At 59.3% G+C, this 20301-nt stretch carries 18 protein-coding genes, 5 tRNA genes and 1 riboswitch; of the genes, 5 read left to right on the forward strand and 18 right to left on the reverse strand.

Annotated features, from left to right (window positions below):
* Positions 1-378 precede the first annotated feature (378 nt).
* Positions 379-455, reverse strand: a tRNA-Arg gene (locus ACGSLL_RS27260).
* A gap of 293 nt (positions 456-748) precedes the next feature.
* Here ACGSLL_RS27260 and ACGSLL_RS27265 point away from each other — a divergent pair.
* Together ACGSLL_RS27265 and ACGSLL_RS27270 are read left to right on the forward strand one after the other, a co-directional pair.
* The gene (locus tag ACGSLL_RS27265; RefSeq protein ID WP_394508562.1) at positions 749-979 is read left to right on the forward strand and encodes a hypothetical protein; all 231 of its coding nucleotides are present in this window, start codon (positions 749-751) and stop codon (positions 977-979) included.
* 22 nt (positions 980-1001) lie between these two features.
* Positions 1002-1181 carry a PA3371 family protein gene (locus ACGSLL_RS27270; protein ID WP_394508563.1) on the forward strand — a complete coding sequence of 60 codons (180 nt, stop codon included), beginning with the start codon at positions 1002-1004 and terminating at the stop codon, positions 1179-1181.
* Here ACGSLL_RS27270 and phnN read toward each other — a convergent pair.
* Positions 1156-1725: a phosphonate metabolism protein/1,5-bisphosphokinase (PRPP-forming) PhnN gene (gene phnN / locus ACGSLL_RS27275; RefSeq protein ID WP_394508564.1), complete on the reverse strand. Its 570-nt coding sequence runs from the start codon at positions 1723-1725 to the stop codon at positions 1156-1158. The genes ACGSLL_RS27270 and phnN overlap by 26 nt on opposite strands.
* Before the next feature lie 387 nt (positions 1726-2112).
* Between phnN and ACGSLL_RS27280 the strand changes: the two genes are divergently transcribed.
* Positions 2113-2439, forward strand: coding sequence for an Arc family DNA-binding protein (locus tag ACGSLL_RS27280; RefSeq protein WP_003178899.1), 327 nt, complete (start codon positions 2113-2115; stop codon positions 2437-2439).
* Between the two features lie 112 nt (positions 2440-2551).
* Here ACGSLL_RS27280 and mgtE read toward each other — a convergent pair whose 3' ends face one another.
* Positions 2552-3994: a magnesium transporter gene (mgtE, locus tag ACGSLL_RS27285; RefSeq protein WP_090285386.1), complete on the reverse strand. Its 1443-nt coding sequence runs from the start codon at positions 3992-3994 to the stop codon at positions 2552-2554.
* A gap of 321 nt (positions 3995-4315) precedes the next feature.
* On the opposite strand from mgtE, the gene ACGSLL_RS27290 reads away from it, so the two are divergent.
* Positions 4316-4834, forward strand: coding sequence for a cell envelope protein SmpA (locus tag ACGSLL_RS27290; RefSeq protein ID WP_394508565.1), 519 nt, complete (start codon positions 4316-4318; stop codon positions 4832-4834).
* 19 nt (positions 4835-4853) lie between these two features.
* On the opposite strand, the gene ACGSLL_RS27295 is transcribed toward ACGSLL_RS27290, so the two are convergent.
* From ACGSLL_RS27295 to ltaE, 8 genes are all read right to left on the reverse strand, one after another.
* A tRNA-Arg gene (locus ACGSLL_RS27295) sits at positions 4854-4930 on the reverse strand.
* A gap of 72 nt (positions 4931-5002) precedes the next feature.
* Positions 5003-5079: transfer RNA gene (locus ACGSLL_RS27300), tRNA-Arg, on the reverse strand.
* A 71-nt stretch (positions 5080-5150) separates the two neighbouring features.
* Positions 5151-5227 (reverse strand) — tRNA-Arg (locus ACGSLL_RS27305).
* 107 nt (positions 5228-5334) lie between these two features.
* A tRNA-Ser gene (locus tag ACGSLL_RS27310) sits at positions 5335-5425 on the reverse strand.
* Positions 5426-5487: 62 nt separating this feature from the next.
* Positions 5488-5676: a carbon storage regulator CsrA gene (csrA, locus tag ACGSLL_RS27315; protein ID WP_002554426.1), complete on the reverse strand. Its 189-nt coding sequence runs from the start codon at positions 5674-5676 to the stop codon at positions 5488-5490.
* 185 nt (positions 5677-5861) lie between these two features.
* Positions 5862-7103 carry an aspartate kinase gene (locus tag ACGSLL_RS27320; RefSeq protein ID WP_093099222.1) on the reverse strand — a complete coding sequence of 414 codons (1242 nt, stop codon included), beginning with the start codon at positions 7101-7103 and terminating at the stop codon, positions 5862-5864.
* A gap of 90 nt (positions 7104-7193) precedes the next feature.
* The gene (gene alaS / locus ACGSLL_RS27325) at positions 7194-9812 is read right to left on the reverse strand and encodes an alanine--tRNA ligase (protein ID WP_208940126.1); all 2619 of its coding nucleotides are present in this window, start codon (positions 9810-9812) and stop codon (positions 7194-7196) included.
* Between the two features lie 146 nt (positions 9813-9958).
* The gene (ltaE, locus tag ACGSLL_RS27330) at positions 9959-10963 is read right to left on the reverse strand and encodes a low-specificity L-threonine aldolase (RefSeq protein ID WP_394508566.1); all 1005 of its coding nucleotides are present in this window, start codon (positions 10961-10963) and stop codon (positions 9959-9961) included.
* A 276-nt stretch (positions 10964-11239) separates the two neighbouring features.
* Positions 11240-11411: riboswitch (FMN riboswitch) on the forward strand.
* A 101-nt stretch (positions 11412-11512) separates the two neighbouring features.
* Here ltaE and ACGSLL_RS27335 point away from each other — a divergent pair.
* Positions 11513-12022, forward strand: coding sequence for a 6,7-dimethyl-8-ribityllumazine synthase (locus ACGSLL_RS27335; RefSeq protein ID WP_394508567.1), 510 nt, complete (start codon positions 11513-11515; stop codon positions 12020-12022).
* Between the two features lie 156 nt (positions 12023-12178).
* On the opposite strand, the gene astE is transcribed toward ACGSLL_RS27335, so the two are convergent.
* The 7 genes from astE to ACGSLL_RS27370 form a co-directional block, all read right to left on the reverse strand.
* Positions 12179-13189, reverse strand: a complete 1011-nt coding sequence (gene astE / locus ACGSLL_RS27340) for a succinylglutamate desuccinylase (RefSeq protein WP_394508568.1) — start codon at positions 13187-13189, stop codon at positions 12179-12181.
* A 12-nt stretch (positions 13190-13201) separates the two neighbouring features.
* The gene (locus ACGSLL_RS27345) at positions 13202-13492 is read right to left on the reverse strand and encodes a hypothetical protein (RefSeq protein WP_016773591.1); all 291 of its coding nucleotides are present in this window, start codon (positions 13490-13492) and stop codon (positions 13202-13204) included.
* A 56-nt stretch (positions 13493-13548) separates the two neighbouring features.
* Positions 13549-14895 (reverse strand): N-succinylarginine dihydrolase, encoded by a 1347-nt coding sequence (gene astB, locus ACGSLL_RS27350; RefSeq protein WP_394508569.1) that lies wholly within the window; start codon positions 14893-14895, stop codon positions 13549-13551.
* A gap of 138 nt (positions 14896-15033) precedes the next feature.
* Positions 15034-16500, reverse strand: a complete 1467-nt coding sequence (gene astD, locus ACGSLL_RS27355; protein ID WP_394508570.1) for a succinylglutamate-semialdehyde dehydrogenase — start codon at positions 16498-16500, stop codon at positions 15034-15036.
* Positions 16497-17525 (reverse strand): arginine N-succinyltransferase, encoded by a 1029-nt coding sequence (gene astA / locus ACGSLL_RS27360; RefSeq protein ID WP_394508571.1) that lies wholly within the window; start codon positions 17523-17525, stop codon positions 16497-16499. Before astA ends, astD begins: the two co-directional genes overlap by 4 nt.
* A 51-nt stretch (positions 17526-17576) precedes the next feature.
* Positions 17577-18596 carry an arginine/ornithine succinyltransferase subunit alpha gene (gene aruF / locus ACGSLL_RS27365; protein WP_059404897.1) on the reverse strand — a complete coding sequence of 340 codons (1020 nt, stop codon included), beginning with the start codon at positions 18594-18596 and terminating at the stop codon, positions 17577-17579.
* 206 nt (positions 18597-18802) lie between these two features.
* Positions 18803-20023 (reverse strand): aspartate aminotransferase family protein, encoded by a 1221-nt coding sequence (locus tag ACGSLL_RS27370; RefSeq protein ID WP_394508572.1) that lies wholly within the window; start codon positions 20021-20023, stop codon positions 18803-18805.
* Positions 20024-20301 lie beyond the last annotated feature (278 nt).

Genomic DNA, 20301 nt, shown 5'->3' on the forward strand with positions numbered 1-20301 from the left:
CTTCAACAACTTCAACCACTTGCGCTTCCGATCTCTCGTCAGCGGGAGGCGAATTCTACAGCGTTACACGCTGCTGTCAACACCTCTTTTTCAACTTCCTTTCGGGCTTCGATGAACTGAAGCCGCCTACTGCCGAAACCTACATAACTCGTTGAATCTCAAGGAGTTTCCGTTTCGGCTGCGCCGGAAGTGGGGCGAATTATAGACACCTGAGATCTGCCGTCAACCGTTAATTTCGCTTTTAGCGAATTCTCGCTTCACTACCCGCCTTATATAGAAGCGATCCTAGAGGTCAGCCCGCTGATGCCTGAAAACGGGCAGCCAAAAGCCACCCCATTCGGGATGAGCAGCTATCTAAAGGAGGGAACTCGGTATAAATGGTGTCCCAGGGCAGGTTCGAACTGCCAACCTTCCCCTTAGGAGGGGGATGCTCTATCCAATTGAGCTACTGAGACACAGGTAAGCCGCAGCAGGCGCTGCGTAACGGACGGCGTGCATGTTAACGGCCGAACCCTGATTTGTCATGTCATCCCCGCGGCTTTTTAAGTGTAGGCCCCTGCCCACCCACTTGCGGGAAGAGTTACCTGCATTTTGCACGACCTTAAAAACGCCGCCATTGCAGATTGCAATCAGCATCCTCGTTCAAAATCGCACAAATGGTTGTTTTTAAAGGATTTAACAGCCGATAGACTGTTGGCACGGCGAGTGCTTTGCCTGTTCTATAAAAGAACATTCGGAGCCCAGCCCCATGAACAGCACCCTTTTGCTTGCAAATGCAATTGCTTTGGCGGTTTTGGTCGGTTCGCAGTTTATCCCCGAGCGCAAAGCATCCGAATCAGTGGCTCAACGCGTACCGCATTACTTGCAGGTACAAAAGGCGCCTCAACTCGCGGTGTTAAGCAATCAGGGCGCGCCAAGAGCCGTGAGCGATTCCGAGCGGTCACTTCCGGCGACAGCCTCCGAACGACTGGTTTTTTGAATATCTTCAGGAGTACAAAATGATGTCCAAGTCAGCTGCGGGATTGCTGATCCTCGCCCTGTTGAGCGGCGCCGTGCATTTTTCGCTGTTCGAGGACACCGATCTCAGCCTGCCGCTGGTTGGCTGCGGCATTTTTGCGGTGTTGTTTGTATTGGCATTGGCTGCCGGGCGCAAAATCAAATTTGATCCGGTTTTGCGCTGAGCGCAACCAAAGCCAAAAGTTGATTCACGGCATCCGCCAGACTGCCGGAGTTGTCGATGAGGTGCAGCGGCCCATCACTCGACCTTCTGTCCTTGAACTGCGCATTACGACCCAACCTCTGATCGATCTGCTCAAGTGTTTCACGACCACGCTTGAGCAGGCGCTCGCGCAACATCTCATCTTCGACCGTCAACATAACCGCTACAAGCTTCGGGTAGCGCGCCATCGCCTGGCGCAGGTTGGCTCGCGAACCATTAACCAAGACCTGTTGACCGGCGCTCAAGCGTTGGTCCATTTCCACAGGAATGCCATAGGACAAACCATTGGCGCGCCAAGCCAACGCAAAATCGCCGGCGCGCTCGCGCTGGTCGAACTCATCGGGTGTCACTCCAACGGCCTCCTCCCCCACCGACTCGGCGGACCGGGTAATCACTCGGCGCATGACTTCGCAATTCAACGCACGCAATGGTTGGCGAGCAGCCTCAATCAGACTGTCTTTGCCTGAGCCGGACGGGCCCATCAAATAAATAAGCTTGCCATCCATCCCTTAAACGCCCTCTGCGGATGCCCGCCACTAGTAAATCGGCAATTTGCCACTATCCTGTAAAGGTAGGTAACAAGGATGCGCAGATGCTTAGCATGCACCTTCTGGCGCCCTTGAGCATCCATGGAAGTCGATGACACCCAGGCAGAGCATGGGACATAGGCAAAGATTTCCGACCAGTCCGCATTTCTGATGATTGGTGCTGGCATTACGCCTTTACCCGGCTCAATATTTGTCACAGAATTGGCGCCAATGATCTGGCAATTTTGAGGCATGATGCCGGCCTCTTAACAATTCAGGTTGAACCATTTGGCGCGGATGCTTGTCCTACCACACATCCTGCGGCCAATCCCGAGAACCGCTCCCCTGAACTAACCGGTTAAATATATGCGCCCATTGAAACAGGCAATTTATTCCAGCCGTACGGCTGACAAATTCGTCGTACGTCTGCCAGACGGAATGCGTGAACGCATTGCCGAGGTGGCTCGCAATCATCATCGCAGCATGAACTCCGAGATCATTGCGCGTCTTGAGCAGAGTCTTATTCAGGAAGGCGCACTGGGCGAAGAGCTGAGCATGCGCCTGGACAGCCCGGAGCTGTCGTTGCACGAGCGCGAGCTGTTGCAACGCTTCCGTCAGTTGTCACACCGTCAGCAGAACGCACTGGTTTCGTTGATTGCACACGATGCAGAAATGGCCGCAGACGCGTCCTGAGCAACACGAACATCTCAAGCCAGCTTTGATAGCTGGCTTTTTTTTGCCCGAAATTTGCGTTTTACAGGCAAAAAAAACCCGCCAGACTGGCGGGTAGTTTCAGTGCAATCACTTAAAGCAGGAAGATTGTCGCTAAACCCAGGAAGATGAAGAAACCACCGCTGTCGGTCATGGCAGTGATCATCACACTGGCCCCCATCGCCGGATCCCGGCCCATCTTCGCCAGCGTCATCGGAATCAATACACCCATCAGCGCTGCCAACAGCAGGTTGAGTGTCATTGCGGCGGTCATTACCACGCCCAGAGACCAACTGCCGTAAAGCAGATAAGCCACCACACCGATCACCCCGCCCCAGACCAGGCCATTGATCAGTCCTACCGCAAGCTCTTTGCGCATCAACCGCGACGTATTGCCGGTGCTGACCTGATCGAGCGCCATTGCGCGCACGATCATGGTAATCGTCTGATTACCGGAGTTGCCCCCGATGCCGGCGACGATCGGCATCAACGCGGCGAGCGCTACCAACTTCTCGATCGAACCTTCGAAAAGACCGATCACCCGCGATGCGACAAACGCGGTGATCAGATTGACGGCCAACCAGGCCCAGCGGTTGCGCAGCGACTTCCAGACGGAAGCGAAGATATCTTCCTCTTCGCGCAGACCCGCCATATTAAGAACTTCGCTTTCGCTCTCCTCACGAATCAGGTCGACCATCTCGTCGATGGTCAGACGACCAATCAACTTGCCGTTCTTGTCGACCACCGGCGCCGAGATCAAGTCGTAACGCTCGAACGCTTGCGCCGCATCATAGGCGTCTTCATCCGGGTGAAAGCTCACCGGATCACTGGCCATGACTTCGGCGACCTGTTTTTCCGGATCGTTGACCAGCAGACGCTTGATCGGCAGCACGCCTTTGAGCACGCCGTCGTAATCGACCACGAACAGCTTGTCGGTATGCCCAGGCAGTTCTTTCAGGCGACGCAGATAGCGCAGTACCACTTCGAGACTGACATCCTCACGGATGGTCACCATTTCGAAGTCCATCAATGCACCGACCTGGTCCTCGTCGTAGGACAGGGCTGAACGCACGCGCTCACGCTGCTGATTATCGAGGCTCTCCATCAGCTCATGAACGACGTCTCGCGGCAGCTCGGAAGCCAGGTCAGCGAGTTCGTCGGCGTCCATGTCCTTGGCAGCCGCGAGCAACTCGTGATCGTCCATGTCGGCGATCAGCGTTTCACGAACGGAATCTGATACTTCAAGCAGAATGTCGCCGTCGCGGTCAGCCTTGACCAATTGCCAGAGCGTCAGACGATCGTCCAGCGGCAGGGCTTCGAGAATATAGGCGACGTCGGCGGAGTGCAGATCATCGAGCTTGCGTTGCAACTCGACGAGGTTCTGCCGGTGAACCAGGTTTTCGACGCGGTCGTGATGCGGACCTTCCTGACGATGGGTCAGGTCTTCGACGACACGCTGGCGCTGCAGCAGCTCGACCACCTGAGCCAGGCGATCCTGCAGGCTTTCTTGAGTTTTCTTTACTTCGATTTCAGACATAGGCGAACTCCACTCCCAGCAGCGGGGCACGCCGGAAGGATCAATCAGTCAATTCATGATTGGTGAAACGGGGTACTGAGTAACTACTGGGTAAGTCCATGGAAGTTTTCCATAAGCCCCGGCGGGGCTGACGGGCGCAATGATACACCGCTTGACGGTTTAAAACGTTAAAAAATCACGGCCGAAACAAGCGCTTGCGAAACAATTCTGAGCGCTGTCCTGAACCCTGCAACTGCGACGACTTATTCTGAAAAGAAAACACACCGGCAGCCGAAAATGTAGCGACTACCCTTGAAGGAAGATCGTCATGGAGGACATCAAATGCAGTTCAAACCCTACGCTTTTCTACTGCCCGCCTGCCTGCTTTGTCTGCCATCCAGCGCAGCGCCTATCTCGCTTCATCGTTGTGAGGCCAGCGATGGCAGCGTCACGTTCACTTCAATGAGTTGTGCGCAGGGTGAGCAGCGCTCAATGCAGAAAGTACACCCCTACTCGCCCGGATCGGTTGTATTGCTGCCGGAACACAACCACGAACGCATGACCGAACTGAAGGCCATGAGGCGAGAGCCGGGCGTGATTGGTCATGCTGAAGACGCCTGCGGAAATCTGATCAATAACAGGCAACGACGCGAAGCGATCATTAACCGGCGCGTCACCGCCGGCATGAACCAGCAGGACGTGGAAAGCGCATTGGGCAAGCCGGACAAGGTGAGCATCAGAACATCGAGCACCCAGTATCGTTACGACCTCAAGCGAGGCCGCAGTGCTCAGATCGATTTTGACGAGAGAGGATGCGTGAAGGCAAAAGCCAAATCGCGGACAGCAAAAAGCCCGCGTTAAACGCGGGCTTTTTGGTATATGGTGCACTCGACAGGATTCGAACCTGTGACCGCTCGGTTCGTAGCCGAGTACTCTATCCAGCTGAGCTACGAGTGCAATTTGTGTTTTTAGCCCAGACCACAACTGGATGAAGCCAAGTTACCCGCATTTCTGCAACTAACTCTTAAATGGTGCACTCGACAGGATTCGAACCTGTGACCGCTCGGTTCGTAGCCGAGTACTCTATCCAGCTGAGCTACGAGTGCATTTGTGTTTTTAGACCAGCTCACATCTGGTTGAATCCAAGTTACCTGCATCGCTGCAACTAACTCTTAAATGGTGCACTCGACAGGATTCGAACCTGTGACCGCTCGGTTCGTAGCCGAGTACTCTATCCAGCTGAGCTACGAGTGCATTTGTTGCGCCGCATTATAGCCCGTCTAATCTCTATTCCAACCACTTTTTCTAGTAAATTCAATCACTTACCGAAAAAGCCAGATTACAACGTACTAAGCAAATAATGGCGGAGAACGGGGGATTCGAACCCCCGACACCCTTTTGAGGTGTACTCCCTTAGCAGGGGAGCGCCTTCGGCCACTCGGCCAGCTCTCCGCAACACGGGGCGTATCTTAACCAACCTTTTCCCCGTTTGCAAACATAAAAATCGATAAAAATTAATGGCTTGGTTCTTCGTCCTTCTCTTTCTTTATACGCAGGTAAATTTCCTCACGGTGCACTGCAACCTCTTTCGGCGCGTTGACGCCGATGCGCACCTGGTTTCCTTTAACGCCGAGCACGGTCACGGTGATTTCGCCATCACCGATAATCAGGCTTTCTGCGCACCGACGAGTCAGAATCAGCATACCTTTCTCCTCACGCAATTCTTTCAGGGACAACAGTCTGCAAAAAAAAGGCACCCGACCTACAACCGGAGCGATCGTAGCCCTACATGCCTGAGTATTGACCAGCGCGAGCAAAAGAACAGTTCAGGGCTCACGCCATTCAAAAATAAAGGGCGCGGTCAGACCGCGCCCCTCAAGAAACGGAATTACTCGCCCTGACGGGCCGGAGCATCCAGTTCGAAAGCCGTGTGCAGGGCGCGCACAGCCAGTTCCAGGTACTTCTCTTCGATCACCACGGAAACCTTGATTTCCGACGTCGAGATCATCTGGATGTTGATGCTTTCCTTGGCCAGCGATTCGAACATGCGGCTGGCAACGCCTGCGTGAGAACGCATGCCCACGCCAACGATCGAGACCTTGGCAATCTTCGTGTCGCCAACCACTTCACGGGCACCGATCTCGCGAGCGGTGTTTTCCAGCACGGTCTGTGCGGCCTGGTAGTCGTTGCGGTGTACGGTGAAGGTAAAGTCGGTGGTGTTATCGTGCGCAACGTTCTGCACGATCATGTCGACTTCGATGTTCGCGGCACTGATCGGGCCGAGAATCTTGAACGCCACACCCGGGGTGTCTGGCACGCCACGGATGGTCAGCTTGGCTTCATCGCGGTTGAAAGCGATGCCGGAAATGATCGGCTGTTCCATGGTTTCCTCTTCATCGATAGTAATGAGGGTGCCCGGACCCTCTTTGAAGCTGTGCAGTACGCGCAGCGGAACGTTGTACTTGCCGGCGAATTCCACCGCACGGATCTGCAACACCTTGGAACCGAGGCTGGCCATTTCCAGCATCTCTTCGAACGTGATCTTGTCCAGACGCTGAGCGACCGGCACCACACGCGGATCGGTGGTGTAGACACCATCGACGTCGGTGTAGATCTGGCATTCGTCAGCCTTCAGCGCAGCCGCCAGGGCCACGCCAGTGGTGTCGGAACCGCCACGACCGAGGGTGGTGATGTTGCCGTGCTCGTCGACGCCCTGGAAACCCGCGACCACAACCACGCGACCGGCTTTCAGATCGCCACGAATCTTCTGGTCATCAATCTGCAAGATACGCGCTTTATTGTGCGCACTGTCTGTCAGGATCCGCACCTGATTACCGGTGTACGACACCGCTGGCACACCGCGCTTGATCAGCGCCATGGCCAACAGGGCAATCGTCACCTGCTCACCGGTAGAAACGATTACGTCCAGCTCACGCGGAACCGGTTGCGTCTCGCCACTGATTTGCTTGGCCAGATCGATCAGACGGTTGGTTTCGCCGCTCATTGCCGACAGCACGACCACCAGGTCATCGCCGGCATCACGGAATTTCTTAACCTTGTCGGCGACCTGCTCGATTCTCTCGACAGTGCCGACCGAGGTGCCTCCAAATTTCTGTACGATCAAAGCCATTTCAAAGCCGCCTCTGCCCATGAAGGGCGCCCAATAATCAATCGAACAGCCGCCCTGCGCGCCACTAGACTGCGCGCCGGGCGAACCGTCTTATAAACCCTGCTCGACGAATGGAACGGTCAGCGCCAGTGCGCCATCCAGCGCGCCGGCGTCGACACCGCCGCCCTGCGCCATGTCCGGACGACCACCGCCCTTCCCGCCCACTGCCGCAGCAGCCTGCTTCATCAAATCACCGGCTTTGAGTTGGCCAGTCAGGTCCTTGGTTACGCCTGCAACCAGTACGACCTTTTCCTCATGGACACCGCCGAGCAGGATCACTGCGCGACCGAGTTTGTTTTTCAGCTGATCGACCAGCGCCAGCAGCGCCTTGCCGTCCTGACCGTCGAGACGTGCGGCCAGAACCTTCACGTCCTTGACGTCCACTGCCGAGGCCGACAGATCGTCGCCCGCGGCACTGGCTGCCTTGGCCTGCAACTGCTCGAGTTGTTTCTCCAGCAGACGGTTGCGTTCGAGCACAGCCGACAACTTGTCGATCAGATTGTCACGGCTGCCCTTGACCAGGCTGGCCGCTTCCTTGAGTTGTTCTTCCGCGGCATTGAGGTACGCCAGCGCCGCGGCACCGGTGACCGCTTCGATACGACGCACGCCCGAAGCCACACCGCCTTCGCTGATGATTTTCAGCAGGCCGATGTCGCCGGTACGGTTGGCGTGGATACCGCCGCACAGTTCGACGGAAAAATCACCGCCCATGCTCAGCACGCGCACACTGTCACCGTATTTCTCGCCAAACAGCGCCATGGCGCCTTTGTTCTTCGCGGTCTCGATGTCGGTTTCTTCGGTCTCAACCGCAGAGTTCTTGCGGATCTCGGCGTTGACGATGTCTTCCAGCTGCTTGATCTGTTCCGGCTTGATCGCTTCGAAGTGGCTGAAGTCGAAACGCAGGCGCTGGCTATCGACCAACGAACCTTTCTGCTGCACGTGCTCACCCAACACCTGACGCAATGCCGCATGCAGCAAGTGGGTGGCCGAGTGGTTCAACGCAGTGGCGTGACGCACTTCGGCGTCGACGTGAGTTTCCACCGGTGCACCAATGGTCAGGCTGCCGGACGCCAGCACACCGTGATGCAGAAACGCACCGCCGGTCTTGGTGGTGTCGCGCACGTCGAAACGGCTGCTGCCGGCCTGAATGAAACCGCAGTCACCGATCTGGCCACCGGATTCAGCGTAGAACGGCGTCTGGTTGAGAACGATCACCGCCTCTTCGCCTTCGCTCAGCACGTCGACCGACTGGCCGTCCTTATAGATAGCAACGATCTTGGCCGAACCGCTGGTGGCGGCGTAACCGGTAAATTCTGTGGCGACGTCAACCTTGACCAGCGTGTTGTAGTCCAGACCGAACGAGCTGGCGGAACGCGCGCGCACGCGCTGGGCTTCCATTTCACGCTCGAACCCGACTTCATCGACAGTCAGGCCGCGTTCGCGGGCGATGTCAGCGGTCAGGTCCATCGGGAAGCCGTAGGTGTCGTAGAGCTTGAACACCACGTCGCCCGGCACCACGGTGCCTTTGAGCTCGGCCAGATCCTGCTCGAGAATCTTCAGGCCGTGCTCCAGCGTCTTGGAGAACTGCTCTTCTTCAGCCTTGAGCACGCGCTCGATGTTGCTCTGCTGTTTCTTCAGCTCCGGGAATGCTTCACCCATCTCGGCAACCAGCGCCGCGACGATCTTGTAGAAGAAGCTGCCGGTGGCGCCGAGCTTGTTGCCGTGACGGCAGGCGCGACGGATGATCCGGCGCAGCACGTAACCACGGCCTTCGTTGGACGGCAGCACGCCGTCGGCAATCAGGAAGCCGCAGGAACGGATGTGGTCAGACACCACTTTGAGCGAAGACTGATCACCGTTTTCGCAACCGATCGCTTCAGCCGAAGCCTTCAGCAGGTTCTTGAACAGGTCGATGTCGTAGTTGGAGTTGACGTGCTGCATCACCGCACTGATCCGCTCCAGGCCCATGCCGGTGTCGACCGACGGCGCTGGCAACGGATGCAACACGCCATCGGCGGTGCGGTTGAATTGCATGAACACGTTGTTCCAGATTTCGATGTAACGGTCGCCATCTTCTTCCGGCGAGCCCGGCGGGCCACCCCAGATGTGCTCGCCGTGATCGTAGAAAATCTCGGTGCACGGGCCGCACGGGCCGGTGTCACCCATGGTCCAGAAGTTGTCGGACGCGTACGGCGCGCCTTTGTTGTCGCCAATGCGGATCATGCGCTCGGCCGGCACGCCGATTTTTTGCGTCCAGATGTCATACGCTTCGTCGTCGGTGGCGTAGACGGTGACCCAGAGTTTTTCCTTCGGCAGCTTCAGCACGCCGGTCAGGAAGGTCCAGGCAAAGGTGATCGCGTCGTGCTTGAAGTAATCGCCGAAGCTGAAGTTACCGAGCATTTCGAAGAATGTGTGGTGACGGGCGGTATAACCGACGTTTTCCAGGTCACTGTTCTTGCCCCCGGCGCGCACGCACTTCTGGCTGCTGGTCGCACGGGTGTAGGCACGTTTTTCCTGGCCCAGGAAGCAATCCTTGAACTGGTTCATCCCCGCGTTGGTGAACAGCAGGGTTGGGTCGTTGCCCGGAATCAAAGAGCTGGAGGCTACACGGGTGTGGCCTTGCTCTTCGAAGAAGCGAAGGAAGGCTTCACGGATTTCTGCGCTTTTCATTAGGTTCTTCCACGGAGGCTGCGGCCAAAGGCCTGTTCGAAACGTCTAGAGACGAAGCGACGGCAAAGGGCCGCATTATATCGGCACTGCGCGCGGGGTACAGCGTGTTTATACGATAGAAACGGTCAATTGGACGGCTAACGCTGTCACTTGCGTGAAAACTCGACGAATGTCGCGATCACTTGCTCGATTTGCGCACGGCTGACGTCCATGTGCGTGACCATGCGCAAACGCGCCGCGGCGCTGAGCTTGATTCCGCGCTCGGCCGCGAAGGCCTTGAGCGCCTCGGCCCTGTCGCCCATTTGCACATAAACCATATTGGTTTGCACGGGTTCGACGACGAAACCGGCCTCACGCAGACCCTCGGCCAGCTGTTGCGCGTTGGCGTGATCATCGGCCAGCCGCCCGACGTGGTGATCCAGCGCGTACAGCCCCGCCGCTGCCAGCACGCCGGCCTGGCGCATGCCGCCGCCGACCATTTTGCGCAAGCGCCGGGCCTTGTCGATCAGTTGTTCGGTACCGCACAGCACCGAGCCGACCGGAGCACCGAGGCCTTTGGACAGGCACACCGAGACCGAATCGAAGTACTGAGTGATTTCCCGCGCATCGACACCCAATTTGACCGCCGCGTTGTAAAGGCGCGCGCCGTCCAGGTGCAATTGCAGGCCATGCTGCTGAGTGAAGCGTCGCGCCCGGGCCAGATACTCCAACGGCAGCACTTTGCCTTGCATGGTGTTTTCCAGCGCCAGCAAGCGCGTGCGGGCAAAGTGGAAGTCGTCCGGTTTGATCGCCGCCGCGACCTGCTCCAGATCGAGCGAACCATCAGCCTGCACTTCCAGCGGCTGCGGCTGGATCGAACCGAGCACCGCCGCGCCACCGCCCTCGTACTTATAGGTGTGCGCCTGCTGGCCGACGACGTATTCGTCGCCGCGCTCGCAGTGCGCCATCAACCCGAGCAGGTTGCTCATGGTCCCGGTCGGCACGAACAGCGCGGCTGCAAAACCGAGGCGGCTGGCCAGTTCGGCTTCCAGACGGTTGACCGTCGGGTCTTCGCCGTACACGTCGTCACCGGTGTCCGCCGCCAGCATGGCGTCGAGCATGGCGGGAGTCGGTTGGGTGACGGTGTCGCTGCGAAGATCGATAACGCTCATGAACCTGGCCTCTGGTCAGCAGGGAGAATCCCTTTGTGAAGTGGGATTACTGCGGTCATGGCGCCGATTAATCAAGCCTTGCGCCAAGAAAATGCAGTTTTTCGTTGAGTAGGCATAACCCATGTGGGAGCGAGCCTGCTCGCGAGAGCGGTGTAACAGTCAGCATCTCTGTTGGATGTGAAACCGCTTTCGCGAGCAGGCTCGCTCCCACAGGGGTCTGTGCAGGAGCGAAAAATATGTGTTACAAACTGCGCGCTGCCCGACATTGGGCGGCACAAACGTTCTCAGGGCGGGGTGCAATTCCCCACCGGCGGTAATTGCGCGCAATGCGCATAGCCCGCGAGCGCTTGGCGGCGAACACGGCAATGGCGGTGGTCGGCGGCAAGGTCAGCAGACCCGGTGTGATTCCGGGGCCGACGGTCATAGTCCGGATGAAGAGAGAACGGGATCAAAAGCCAAAGGCCGTCCGCGCGTCGTTGTGCGTGTGCGCACCCAGGCATCCCTTTCGATTCATAACGCCCTGTTTTTCACACAAACAGGAGTCAGAACATGCAACCCACTGCTATCGACAGCAAAAGCAAACACCCGCACGGCGAGCGCGTCGCGTTTATCCAGGCCTGCTGGCACAAGGAAATCGTCGACCAGAGCCGAAAAGGCTTCGTCTCTGAAATGCTTGCCCAGGGTTATCAGGAATCCGACATCGATTTCTTCGAAGTCGGCGGCGCTTTTGAAATGCCTCTGCACGCCAAACTGCTGGCCAGGACCGGTCGTTATGCCGGCATCGTCGCAGCAGCCCTGGTGGTGGACGGCGGCATCTACCGCCACGAGTTCGTTGCTCAATCAGTGGTCAGCGGCCTGATGCAGGTGCAGCTGGAAACCGAAGTGCCGGTGTTCTCGGTGTCACTGACGCCGCATCACTTCCATTCGGGCGAAGAGCATCAGAAATTCTTCTTTGAGCATTTTGTGCACAAGGGGCAGGAAGCGGCGCGGACATGTGCGGATACGCTGCGCAAGGTTCGCGCATTGCGCCGTACCGAGCCGCATGCGGTAGCGGTTTGATTCCACCAGGCTGAGTGGGGAATTCAAACCCCACTCAGATTCATTTGTGGGAGCGAGCCTGCTCGCGAAAGCGGGGTGTCAGCCCCCCGCCTGTTGGGGGGCAGGGAGCCTTCGCCAGCCGGGGCGCTCCCACAGTAGTGTGTGTTGGCCGGAAAATCAGGCGAGGTTTTCGTCAGTGGTCGGGACGATCAGGATGCCGGCACGCAGGCCGTTCTTGACCTTCGGGTTGGGGAAGATGATCCGCGCGCCTGGCTCCTCGATGACCCAGCGGGTATCGGCCAGATCCTCGGCCAGCACATAACCCGGTTCCAACTCGGAAAAGTTTTCGATGTCCGCCGGTAGATTCAGGCGGAACGCGTCGCTGTGCTTGATGATTTCCCGGGCGACGCTGAACAACTGCAAGCCGTCGAGCCCCGCTTGCGCCGTCTCCGGCTCGGTTCCTTCAATGATCTGCTTCAGGCGAGTTTCCAGCAGTGACACGTTGACGCCTTCGTTGTGTCCGAACGGCCGCGCCTTGCCCAGCTCGAGGGTGAAAGCCTCGGCATCAAGCTTGTCGTAGGTATAGGAACTGAACACGATCGAAGGCTTGTTCTGCAGCAGCACGGCTTCCATCCCGGCTGCGCGCAGGCGCGCCAGTTCAAGGCGTGAATGCTGGCGCCCTTCCTTCCACGGATACAGCGCAAATTGTTCGATCTTCGAACCGCGAATCGCCGTGTGCAGGTCGTAGTGCAAACGCTGGCGCTCGGGTTTGCTGAAAAAACTCGCCGCCAGGCGTTCCAGCTCGCAGGCACGCAACGCTTCGCTGCCACTGCTTTGTTCATGCCGGCCGTTGAACAGCCGATTGACGTCCTGCTCGATGAAGCGCTCGCCTTTGCGCATCGCCTCGGGATTACCGAACAGGAAAAGAATGCGTGCGCGCGGCTTCAGATCGCCGCGAGCGATGTCGTGCAGCAACCGGTCGAGCAACTCGATCGGTGCGGTTTCGTTGCCGTGGATGCCTGCCGACAGCAGCAGGTCCAGGCCATTGTCGCGCGCTTCCGGGGGCCGGACTTCCAGCGCCCCTTCGCTCAACCAGCGCATGCGCACGCCTTCGACAGTCAGTTGAGTCTTCTCCGCCGGTTCGCGGCCGGCGAGGGTCAGTTCAAGCAGTTTGCCGAGGGCGAGCATAGAGCGGTTTCCTTAGTGGTCGTGGTTGCAATCCGGGCCGTGTACGTGATCCTCGTCAGCGCCGAGGTCAGCCGGTTCCATTTCCAGCTGCAGACTTACCAGATTAGTCGCCAATGGGCGCAACAGCAGGTTGGCGTACTCTTCGTCACCTTCTTCGACGTCAACGCCGATCAGCAACTGGCCGCGGCCGTCCTGCTGGATCCACAGCTCTTTGCCTTGCCACATGACCGCGACGCGGGTGCACGAGGTTTGCAGTTGCGTGCCGTCGGTGTCTTCAAGGATCAGCTGCAGGGAATCGCTCATGTTTTTACTCTCTTGGGTGACCTGCCGCGCGCCGCGTTCAAGCGGCACGCCAGCGATCAATTGATCTGGAAGGGATAAACCGCGCCCAGTTTAAGGATTTGCGTCAGTTCATCCAGTGCCGTCCGGCATTCAAGCAACAACTGCGGGTCCGCCAGATCGCTTTCGCTGAGGCGGTCGCGATAGTGCTTTTCAACCCATGCGGTCAACGAACCGTACAACGGTGGCGTCATGATAACCCCTGAGTTGACCGCCGCCAGTTCCGTTTCGTTGAGTGCCACGCGCAAGCGCAGGCACGCTGGGCCGCCGCCGTTCTGCATGCTCTGCTTGAGGTCGAAGACTTTCACTTCGCGAATCAGACCGCCGGAGCTGGTCAGGCTTTGCAGATACGCCCAGACGCGCTCGTTGGCCTGGCACTCTTGCGGCACGATCAGCAGCATCGAACCGTCAGGGCGCGACAGCAACTGGCTGTTGAACAGGTACGAGCGCACCGCGTCATCGACGGTGACCGCCGAACGCGGCACACACACCGACTGGAACTTGCCACCGACCTTGGCCAGTTTGCTTTCCAGCTCGGCGAGCATCTGTTCGGTCTCGAGGAACGCGTCCTCGTGATAGAACAGCACTTCGCCGTTGCCCACGGCGATCACGTCGTTATGGAACACGCCCTGATCGATCACATTGGGATTCTGCTGGGCGTAGACCACGCCGTCTTCGCGCAGACCGTGCAGACGCGCCACGGCTTGCGAAGCTTCGAGGGTCTGCCGCGCCGGGTACTTTTGCGGCGCCGGGTAACGGTTGTCGAACGCGCTGCGGCCGAACACGAAGAACTCGACGCCCGCCTCACCATATTCACAACAGAAACGCGTGTGGTTGGCCGCGCCTTCGTCGCCGAACTGCGCGACCGCCGGCAAAGCGGCGTGATGGGCGAAGTGCTGCTGATTGGCGAACATGGCCCCGAGCACGCGACTGGTAGTCGGGTGTTCGATGCTGCGGTGGTATTTGCAGTTGAGGTTGGCGGCAGTGAAATGCACGCGACCGTCAGCGGTGTCGGCGCTCGGGCTGACCGTGGCGGCGTTGGCCACCCACATGCTCGACGCCGAGCAACTGGCGACCAGCAACGGCATGGCTTCTTTGGCGGCGCGCTCGATCACTTGCGCGTCAGTGCCGCTGAAACCCAGACGGCGCAGTGCGGCCACGTCCGGACGTTCCTGCGGTGCCAGTACGCCTTGCTGGAAGCCCATTTCCATCAGCGCTTTCATTTTTGCCAGGCCTTGCAGCGCCGCTTCTTTCGGGCTGGAGGATTGCTGGCTGTTGCTTTGGGAGGCAACGTTGCCGTAGGACAGACCACCGTAGTTATGGGTCGGCCCCACTAGACCGTCAAAATTGACTTCGTAGGATTTCATCAGCGAGGCTCCACGTGAATCTGTTGTTATAGGCTTCAGTAACTGTTCAGTGCGACCGATGCGCGGCCTTTGCGAGCAGGCTCGCTCCCACAGGGAAATGCATTCCAGTGTGGGAGCGAGCCTGCTCGCGAATGGGCATCACGCCATTTTCACGCCGGGTGTCAGGGAAGCAGGCATCACCAGGCTCGGGGTTTCCAGCGACGCCACCGGGTACGCGCAGTAATCCGCGGCGTAGTAGGCGCTGGCGCGATGGTTGCCCGAGGCACCGACGCCGCCGAACGGCGCGCTGCTCGCAGCGCCGGTCAGTTGTTTGTTCCAGTTGACGATGCCGGCGCGGCTTTCCAGCCAGAACTGCTGGTAACGCGCTTCGGAATCCGACAGCAGGCCCGCGGCCAGACCGTAGGCGGTGTTGTTGGCTTCGACGATGGCGGCTTCGAAATCGACATAGCGGATCACTTGCAGCAACGGCCCGAACAGCTCTTCATCCGGGCGCTCGGAGACTGCAGTGACGTCGACAATGCCCGGCGTCAGCAATGCCGACTGCGCTTGCGGCTGAGTCATTTCCAGCAGCGCCACCGCGCCGTTGGCCAGCAATTGTTCCTGTGCATCCATCAGCGCTTTTGCCGCGCCGAGGGAAACCACCGAGCCCATGAACGGCGCCGGCTGCTGATCGAACGCACCGACTTCGATGGTCGCGCTGACTTCCACCAGACGCTTGAGCAGGCTGTCGCCCCACGCGCCTTGCGGCACCAGCAAACGGCGCGCGCAGGTGCAACGCTGGCCGGCAGAGATGAACGCCGACTGAATGATTGTGTAAACCGCAGCATCGAGATCGGCAACTTCGTCGACCACCAGCGGATTGTTGCCGCCCATTTCCAGCGCCAGGATCTTGTCCGGGCGACCGGCAAACTGCTGATGCAGATGGTTGCCGGTGCGGCTCGAACCGGTGAAGAACAGACCATCGATGCCCGGATTCGCCGCCAGCGCAATGCCGGTTTCCCGCGCGCCTTGCAGCAGGTTCAACACACCGGCCGGCAGACCGGCTTCGATCCAGCACTTGACCGTCAGCTCGGCGACTTTCGGCGTCAGTTCGCTCGGCTTGAACAGCACGCTGTTACCCGCCAGCAGCGCCGGTACGATATGGCCGTTGGGCAGGTGGCCGGGGAAGTTGTATGGGCCGAACACCGCGACCACGCCGTGCGGCTTGTGGCGCAACACAGCGGTGGCGTCGCCCAGCGGGCCGCTCTTCTCGCCGGTGCGCTCACGGTAGCTCTGCACCGAGATGGCAATCTTGTTGACCATGCTGGTGACTTCGGTCGCGGCTTCCCACAACGGTTTGCCGGTTTCTTCACCGATGGTACGGGCCAGTTCGTCAGAATGGTTTTTCAGCGCGGCGGCAAACGCCTCAAGCACGCTGATGCGCTCGTCCAGCGAACGCCGCGCCCAGCCCGGAAAGGCCTGACGTGCGGCCTGCACGGCGGATTCGACCTGAGCCGTCGTGGCGCCCTCGCCCGACCACAGCACTTGCTGGGTCACCGGGTTCAGCGATTGAAAGGCCTCGCCCTGACCGGCCAGCCACTCACCTGCGATGTATAGCGAATTCATTGTTTCGACTCCCGTGCAGCGGACAACGCCACGGCGCGAACCTGATCGCCGGCGCTGAGTTGAAGACGTTTGGCGGTCCGCGGATCGACCACCAGCGTGCCGGCGGCCAGACGCGCTGGCGCCGCGGTGATGCGGCAGTCTTCGCGTTTGCGGTTATGGATGATGAACGGCGTGGCGTCGTCGCCCGGCGTGCCGACGGCCAGCACCAGCGCTTCGCTGTCACGCACCGCGCGGATCTTGCCGGTTTCGCATTCGATCGCCGGGCCGGCGTCGAAGATGTCGACGTAACCTTGATAGCTGAAACCTTCCCCCTTGAGCATCGCCAGCGCCGGCTCGGTGTCCGGGTGGACCTGGCCGATCACGTTGCGCGCATCCGGCGAGAGGAAGCAGGTGTACAGCGGGAATTTCGGCATCAATTCGGCAATGAACGCCTTGTTACCGACGCCGGTCAGGTAATCAGCCTGGCTGAATTCCATCTTGAAGAAGTGCCGGCCCAGGCTTTCCCAGAACGGCGAGCGCCCGGCGTCATCGGATACACCGCGCATCTCGGCGATGATCTTGTTGCCGAACAGCTCCGGGAATTCGGCGATGAACAGCATGCGCGCCTTGGACAGCATGCGGCCATTGAGACCGCTGCGGTAATCGGCGTGCAGGAACAGCGAGCACAGCTCGGAGTTGCCAGTCAGGTCGTTGGCCAGGAACAGCGTCGGAATCTCGCGATAAATGTTCAGTTCCTGCGAGGCGCTGACGGTCAGGCCGACGCGGAAGTTGTACCAAGGCTCACGCAGACCGACCGCGCCAGCGATGGCGGAAATCCCCACCACACGACCGTTGTCGTCTTCGAGCACGAACAGGTAGTCCGCATCGCCACGGCCGGCTTCGCCGCGAAAGGTCTTCTCTGCCCAGCCGACCCGGTGGGCCAGACGTTCTTCGTTGGCCGGCAAGGTGGTGAGGCCGGTACCGGTGCTGCGGGCCAGATCGATCAGCGCGGATAAATCGCTGCTGCGTACGGGACGAACAATCATGCTATCTCCTCAAACGGGCCGCTTGCGCCACCCGTGAAACTCGCTAAGGCGTTAAACCGCCACCAGGCGCACGCTGGCACCTTCACCGACGCCTAGGGCTTCGGCCGCTTCCAGATCCAGAGTCACCGGTTTGCCCGGCGCGTAATCCAGCTCGAGCAACACTGCGCGGTAATCCTGCAACTGCGCGTTGGCCACCAGATACTGGCGCCCGGCGCCTTTGACCGGCTCACCGATCTTTACCGGCACCACACGGCTCTGGGCGATCGAGCGGATCCCGGAAACCCGCGCATGCAGGGTCGGGCCACCGTCGAAAATGTCGATGTAGTGATCGGTCTCGAAGCCTTCGCGCATCAGGATGTCGAAAGTGATCTGCGCCCGCGGGTGCACCTGGCCCATCGCTTCTTGCGCGGAGTCCGGCAGCAACGGCACGTAGATCGGGTAATGCGGCATCAGCTCGGCGAGGAACGTGCGGCTTTTCAGCCCGCACAGGCGTTCGGCTTCGGCGTAGTTGAGGTCGAAGAAGTTGCGCCCGATGGCATCCCAAAATGGCGAGTCGCCATTCTCGTCGCTGTAACCGACGATCTCGGTCACCACCGAATCGGCAAAACGCTCCGGGTGGCTGGCGACGAACAATAGACGACCACGGGAATTGAGCTCGGCCCACGGCGACCCGACCAGCTCGCGCTGCACGTAGAAACTGGTCAGCAAGCTGTTGCCGGTCAGGTCGTGGCACTGCGAGAGCACGTGGATCTTGTTGTGGATCTTCAGCTCGCGCGAGGCGTGCACGAAGGTCTCGTTGCGGAAGCTGTAGAACGGCTCCGAATAACCGGCCGAGGCGACGATGGCGGAGCAACCGACCAGCTTGCCGGTGGCGGAATCTTCGAGGACGAAGAAATAGCTTTCCTCACCGTTGAAGCTCACTTCGGCGGCAAACGACGCTTCGCTCGCGGCGATCTTGTCGCTCAGACGTTCCACGTCATCCGGCAAGGAAGTGACACCAATCGGGCTGTCCGCAGCCAGACGCTGTACCTCGCCCAGATCAGCCATTTGCGCGGGGCGCATCACCAGCATGGTGTCACTCCTTTTCTCTTATCAATTCACAGAAAAAAACACCGGACACTGTGGGAGCGAGCCTGCTCGCGAAAGCGATATATCAGTCAGCATAGTTGGCGACTGACACTCCCTCTTCGCGAGCAGGCTCGCTCCCACATTGGAAACTCGCCCGGTATCGAAAATTGGTTCGACGCTTGAACGATGCTCAGGCGTCGATGGGTCCATCAGGCTTGCGTCAGTGCAGCAGCAGCGCGTTCGAAGCGGTCCAGACCGGCATCGATATCGGCGTCTTCGACCACCAGGCTCGGGGCGAAACGGATCACGTCCGGGCCGGCCTGCAGGATCATCAGACCTTCTTTTTCAGCGGCGTTGAAGATGTCCTTGGCCTTGCCTTTCCAGGCATCGTTGAGCACGCAGCCGATCAGCAGACCGAGGCCACGCACCTGGGTGAACAGGCCGTATTTCGCACCGATCTGCTCCAGGCGCGACTTGAACTTGTCGTGCTTGGCGTTCACACCGCTCAACACTTCTGGCGTGTTGACTACATCGATTACCGCTTCCGCCACTGCACAGGCCAGCGGGTTGCCGCCGTATGTAGTGCCGTGAGTGCCGACCACCAGATGCTTGGCCAGCGCTTCAGTGGTGAGCATCGCCGCGATCGGGAAACCGCCGCCCAGGCTCTTGGCGCTGGTGAGGATGTCCGGGGTCACGCCGTAATGCTGGTAGGCAAACAGCTTGCCGCTGCGGCCCATGCCGGTCTGCACTTCGTCGAACACCAGCAGCGCGTTGTGCGCGTCGCACAATTCACGGGCGCCTTGCAGGTAAGCCAGTTCGGCCGGCAGCACGCCGCCCTCGCCCTGGATCGGTTCGAGCACGACCGCACAGGTCTTGTCGGACACCGCAGCTTTCAGCGCTTCGAGGTCATTGTAGGGAACGTGGGTGATGCCGGTGATTTTCGGACCGAAACCGTCGGAGTACTTCGACTGGCCACCGACGTTGACGGTGAACAGGGTACGGCCGTGGAAACTGTTCAGCGCGGCGATGATTTCGTACTTCTCGCTGCCGAAACGGTCGAACGCGACGCGACGGGCCAGCTTGAATGCGGCCTCGTTGGCTTCGGCGCCGGAATTGCAGAAGAACGCACGCTCGGCGAATGTCGCGTCGATCAGCTTGTGCGCCAGGCGCAGGGCCGGTTCGTTGGTAAAAACGTTGGACACGTGCCAGAGCTTGTTGGCCTGCTCGGTCAAGGCACCGACCAGCGCCGGGTGCGCGTGGCCCAATACGTTGACGGCAATCCCGCCGGCGAAGTCGATCAGCTCGCGACCGGCCTGATCCCAGACCCGGGAACCGGCGCCACGCACCGGAATGAAAGCGGCAGGCGCGTAGTTGGGAACCATTACCTGGTCGAAATCGGCGCGTTGTACCGCAGCGTGCTCAACGGACATCGGAGTCTCCTGAAAAGGAACACTCGCCTGAAACTGGCGAGCGATTGGGGGGATTGTAAGGACAGTTCTCAGCCCGGCCTTGCCGCCAAGCGACAACTTCTTATAGCGCAAACCCCGGATTTTCCCGGGTTTACGGCAATGCGACATATAGCGTCGCAAAGGCGCAGTTTACCGGGCGCGGCCGATTTGCGGCAGGCCGCGCAGAATACCAAGTCGGCCTCACAGTGCAGATATAAATATGTACCGCACGCCAAGCGCTGTTTGTTGATTTGCTGGGG

Source organism: Pseudomonas retamae (assembly GCF_043496865.1).
Taxonomy (GTDB): domain Bacteria; phylum Pseudomonadota; class Gammaproteobacteria; order Pseudomonadales; family Pseudomonadaceae; genus Aquipseudomonas; species Aquipseudomonas retamae.

Coding starts and splice junctions, on each gene's coding strand:
- alaS (WP_208940126.1), bottom strand. CDS start 9,812: ATGAAAAGCGCAGAAATCCGTGAAGCCTTCCTTCGCTTCTTCGAAGAG.
- ACGSLL_RS27290 (WP_394508565.1), top strand. CDS start 4,316: ATGCAGTTCAAACCCTACGCTTTTCTACTGCCCGCCTGCCTGCTTTGT.
- csrA (WP_002554426.1), bottom strand. CDS start 5,676: ATGCTGATTCTGACTCGTCGGTGCGCAGAAAGCCTGATTATCGGTGAT.
- ACGSLL_RS27280 (WP_003178899.1), top strand. CDS start 2,113: ATGCGCCCATTGAAACAGGCAATTTATTCCAGCCGTACGGCTGACAAA.
- ACGSLL_RS27270 (WP_394508563.1), top strand. CDS start 1,002: ATGTCCAAGTCAGCTGCGGGATTGCTGATCCTCGCCCTGTTGAGCGGC.
- mgtE (WP_090285386.1), bottom strand. CDS start 3,994: ATGTCTGAAATCGAAGTAAAGAAAACTCAAGAAAGCCTGCAGGATCGC.
- ACGSLL_RS27265 (WP_394508562.1), top strand. CDS start 749: ATGAACAGCACCCTTTTGCTTGCAAATGCAATTGCTTTGGCGGTTTTG.
- ACGSLL_RS27335 (WP_394508567.1), top strand. CDS start 11,513: ATGCAACCCACTGCTATCGACAGCAAAAGCAAACACCCGCACGGCGAG.
- astB (WP_394508569.1), bottom strand. CDS start 14,895: ATGAAATCCTACGAAGTCAATTTTGACGGTCTAGTGGGGCCGACCCAT.
- astE (WP_394508568.1), bottom strand. CDS start 13,189: ATGCTCGCCCTCGGCAAACTGCTTGAACTGACCCTCGCCGGCCGCGAA.
- aruF (WP_059404897.1), bottom strand. CDS start 18,596: ATGCTGGTGATGCGCCCCGCGCAAATGGCTGATCTGGGCGAGGTACAG.
- ACGSLL_RS27345 (WP_016773591.1), bottom strand. CDS start 13,492: ATGAGCGATTCCCTGCAGCTGATCCTTGAAGACACCGACGGCACGCAA.
- ACGSLL_RS27370 (WP_394508572.1), bottom strand. CDS start 20,023: ATGTCCGTTGAGCACGCTGCGGTACAACGCGCCGATTTCGACCAGGTA.
- astD (WP_394508570.1), bottom strand. CDS start 16,500: ATGAATTCGCTATACATCGCAGGTGAGTGGCTGGCCGGTCAGGGCGAG.
- astA (WP_394508571.1), bottom strand. CDS start 17,525: ATGATTGTTCGTCCCGTACGCAGCAGCGATTTATCCGCGCTGATCGAT.
- phnN (WP_394508564.1), bottom strand. CDS start 1,725: ATGGATGGCAAGCTTATTTATTTGATGGGCCCGTCCGGCTCAGGCAAA.
- ltaE (WP_394508566.1), bottom strand. CDS start 10,963: ATGAGCGTTATCGATCTTCGCAGCGACACCGTCACCCAACCGACTCCC.
- ACGSLL_RS27320 (WP_093099222.1), bottom strand. CDS start 7,103: ATGGCTTTGATCGTACAGAAATTTGGAGGCACCTCGGTCGGCACTGTC.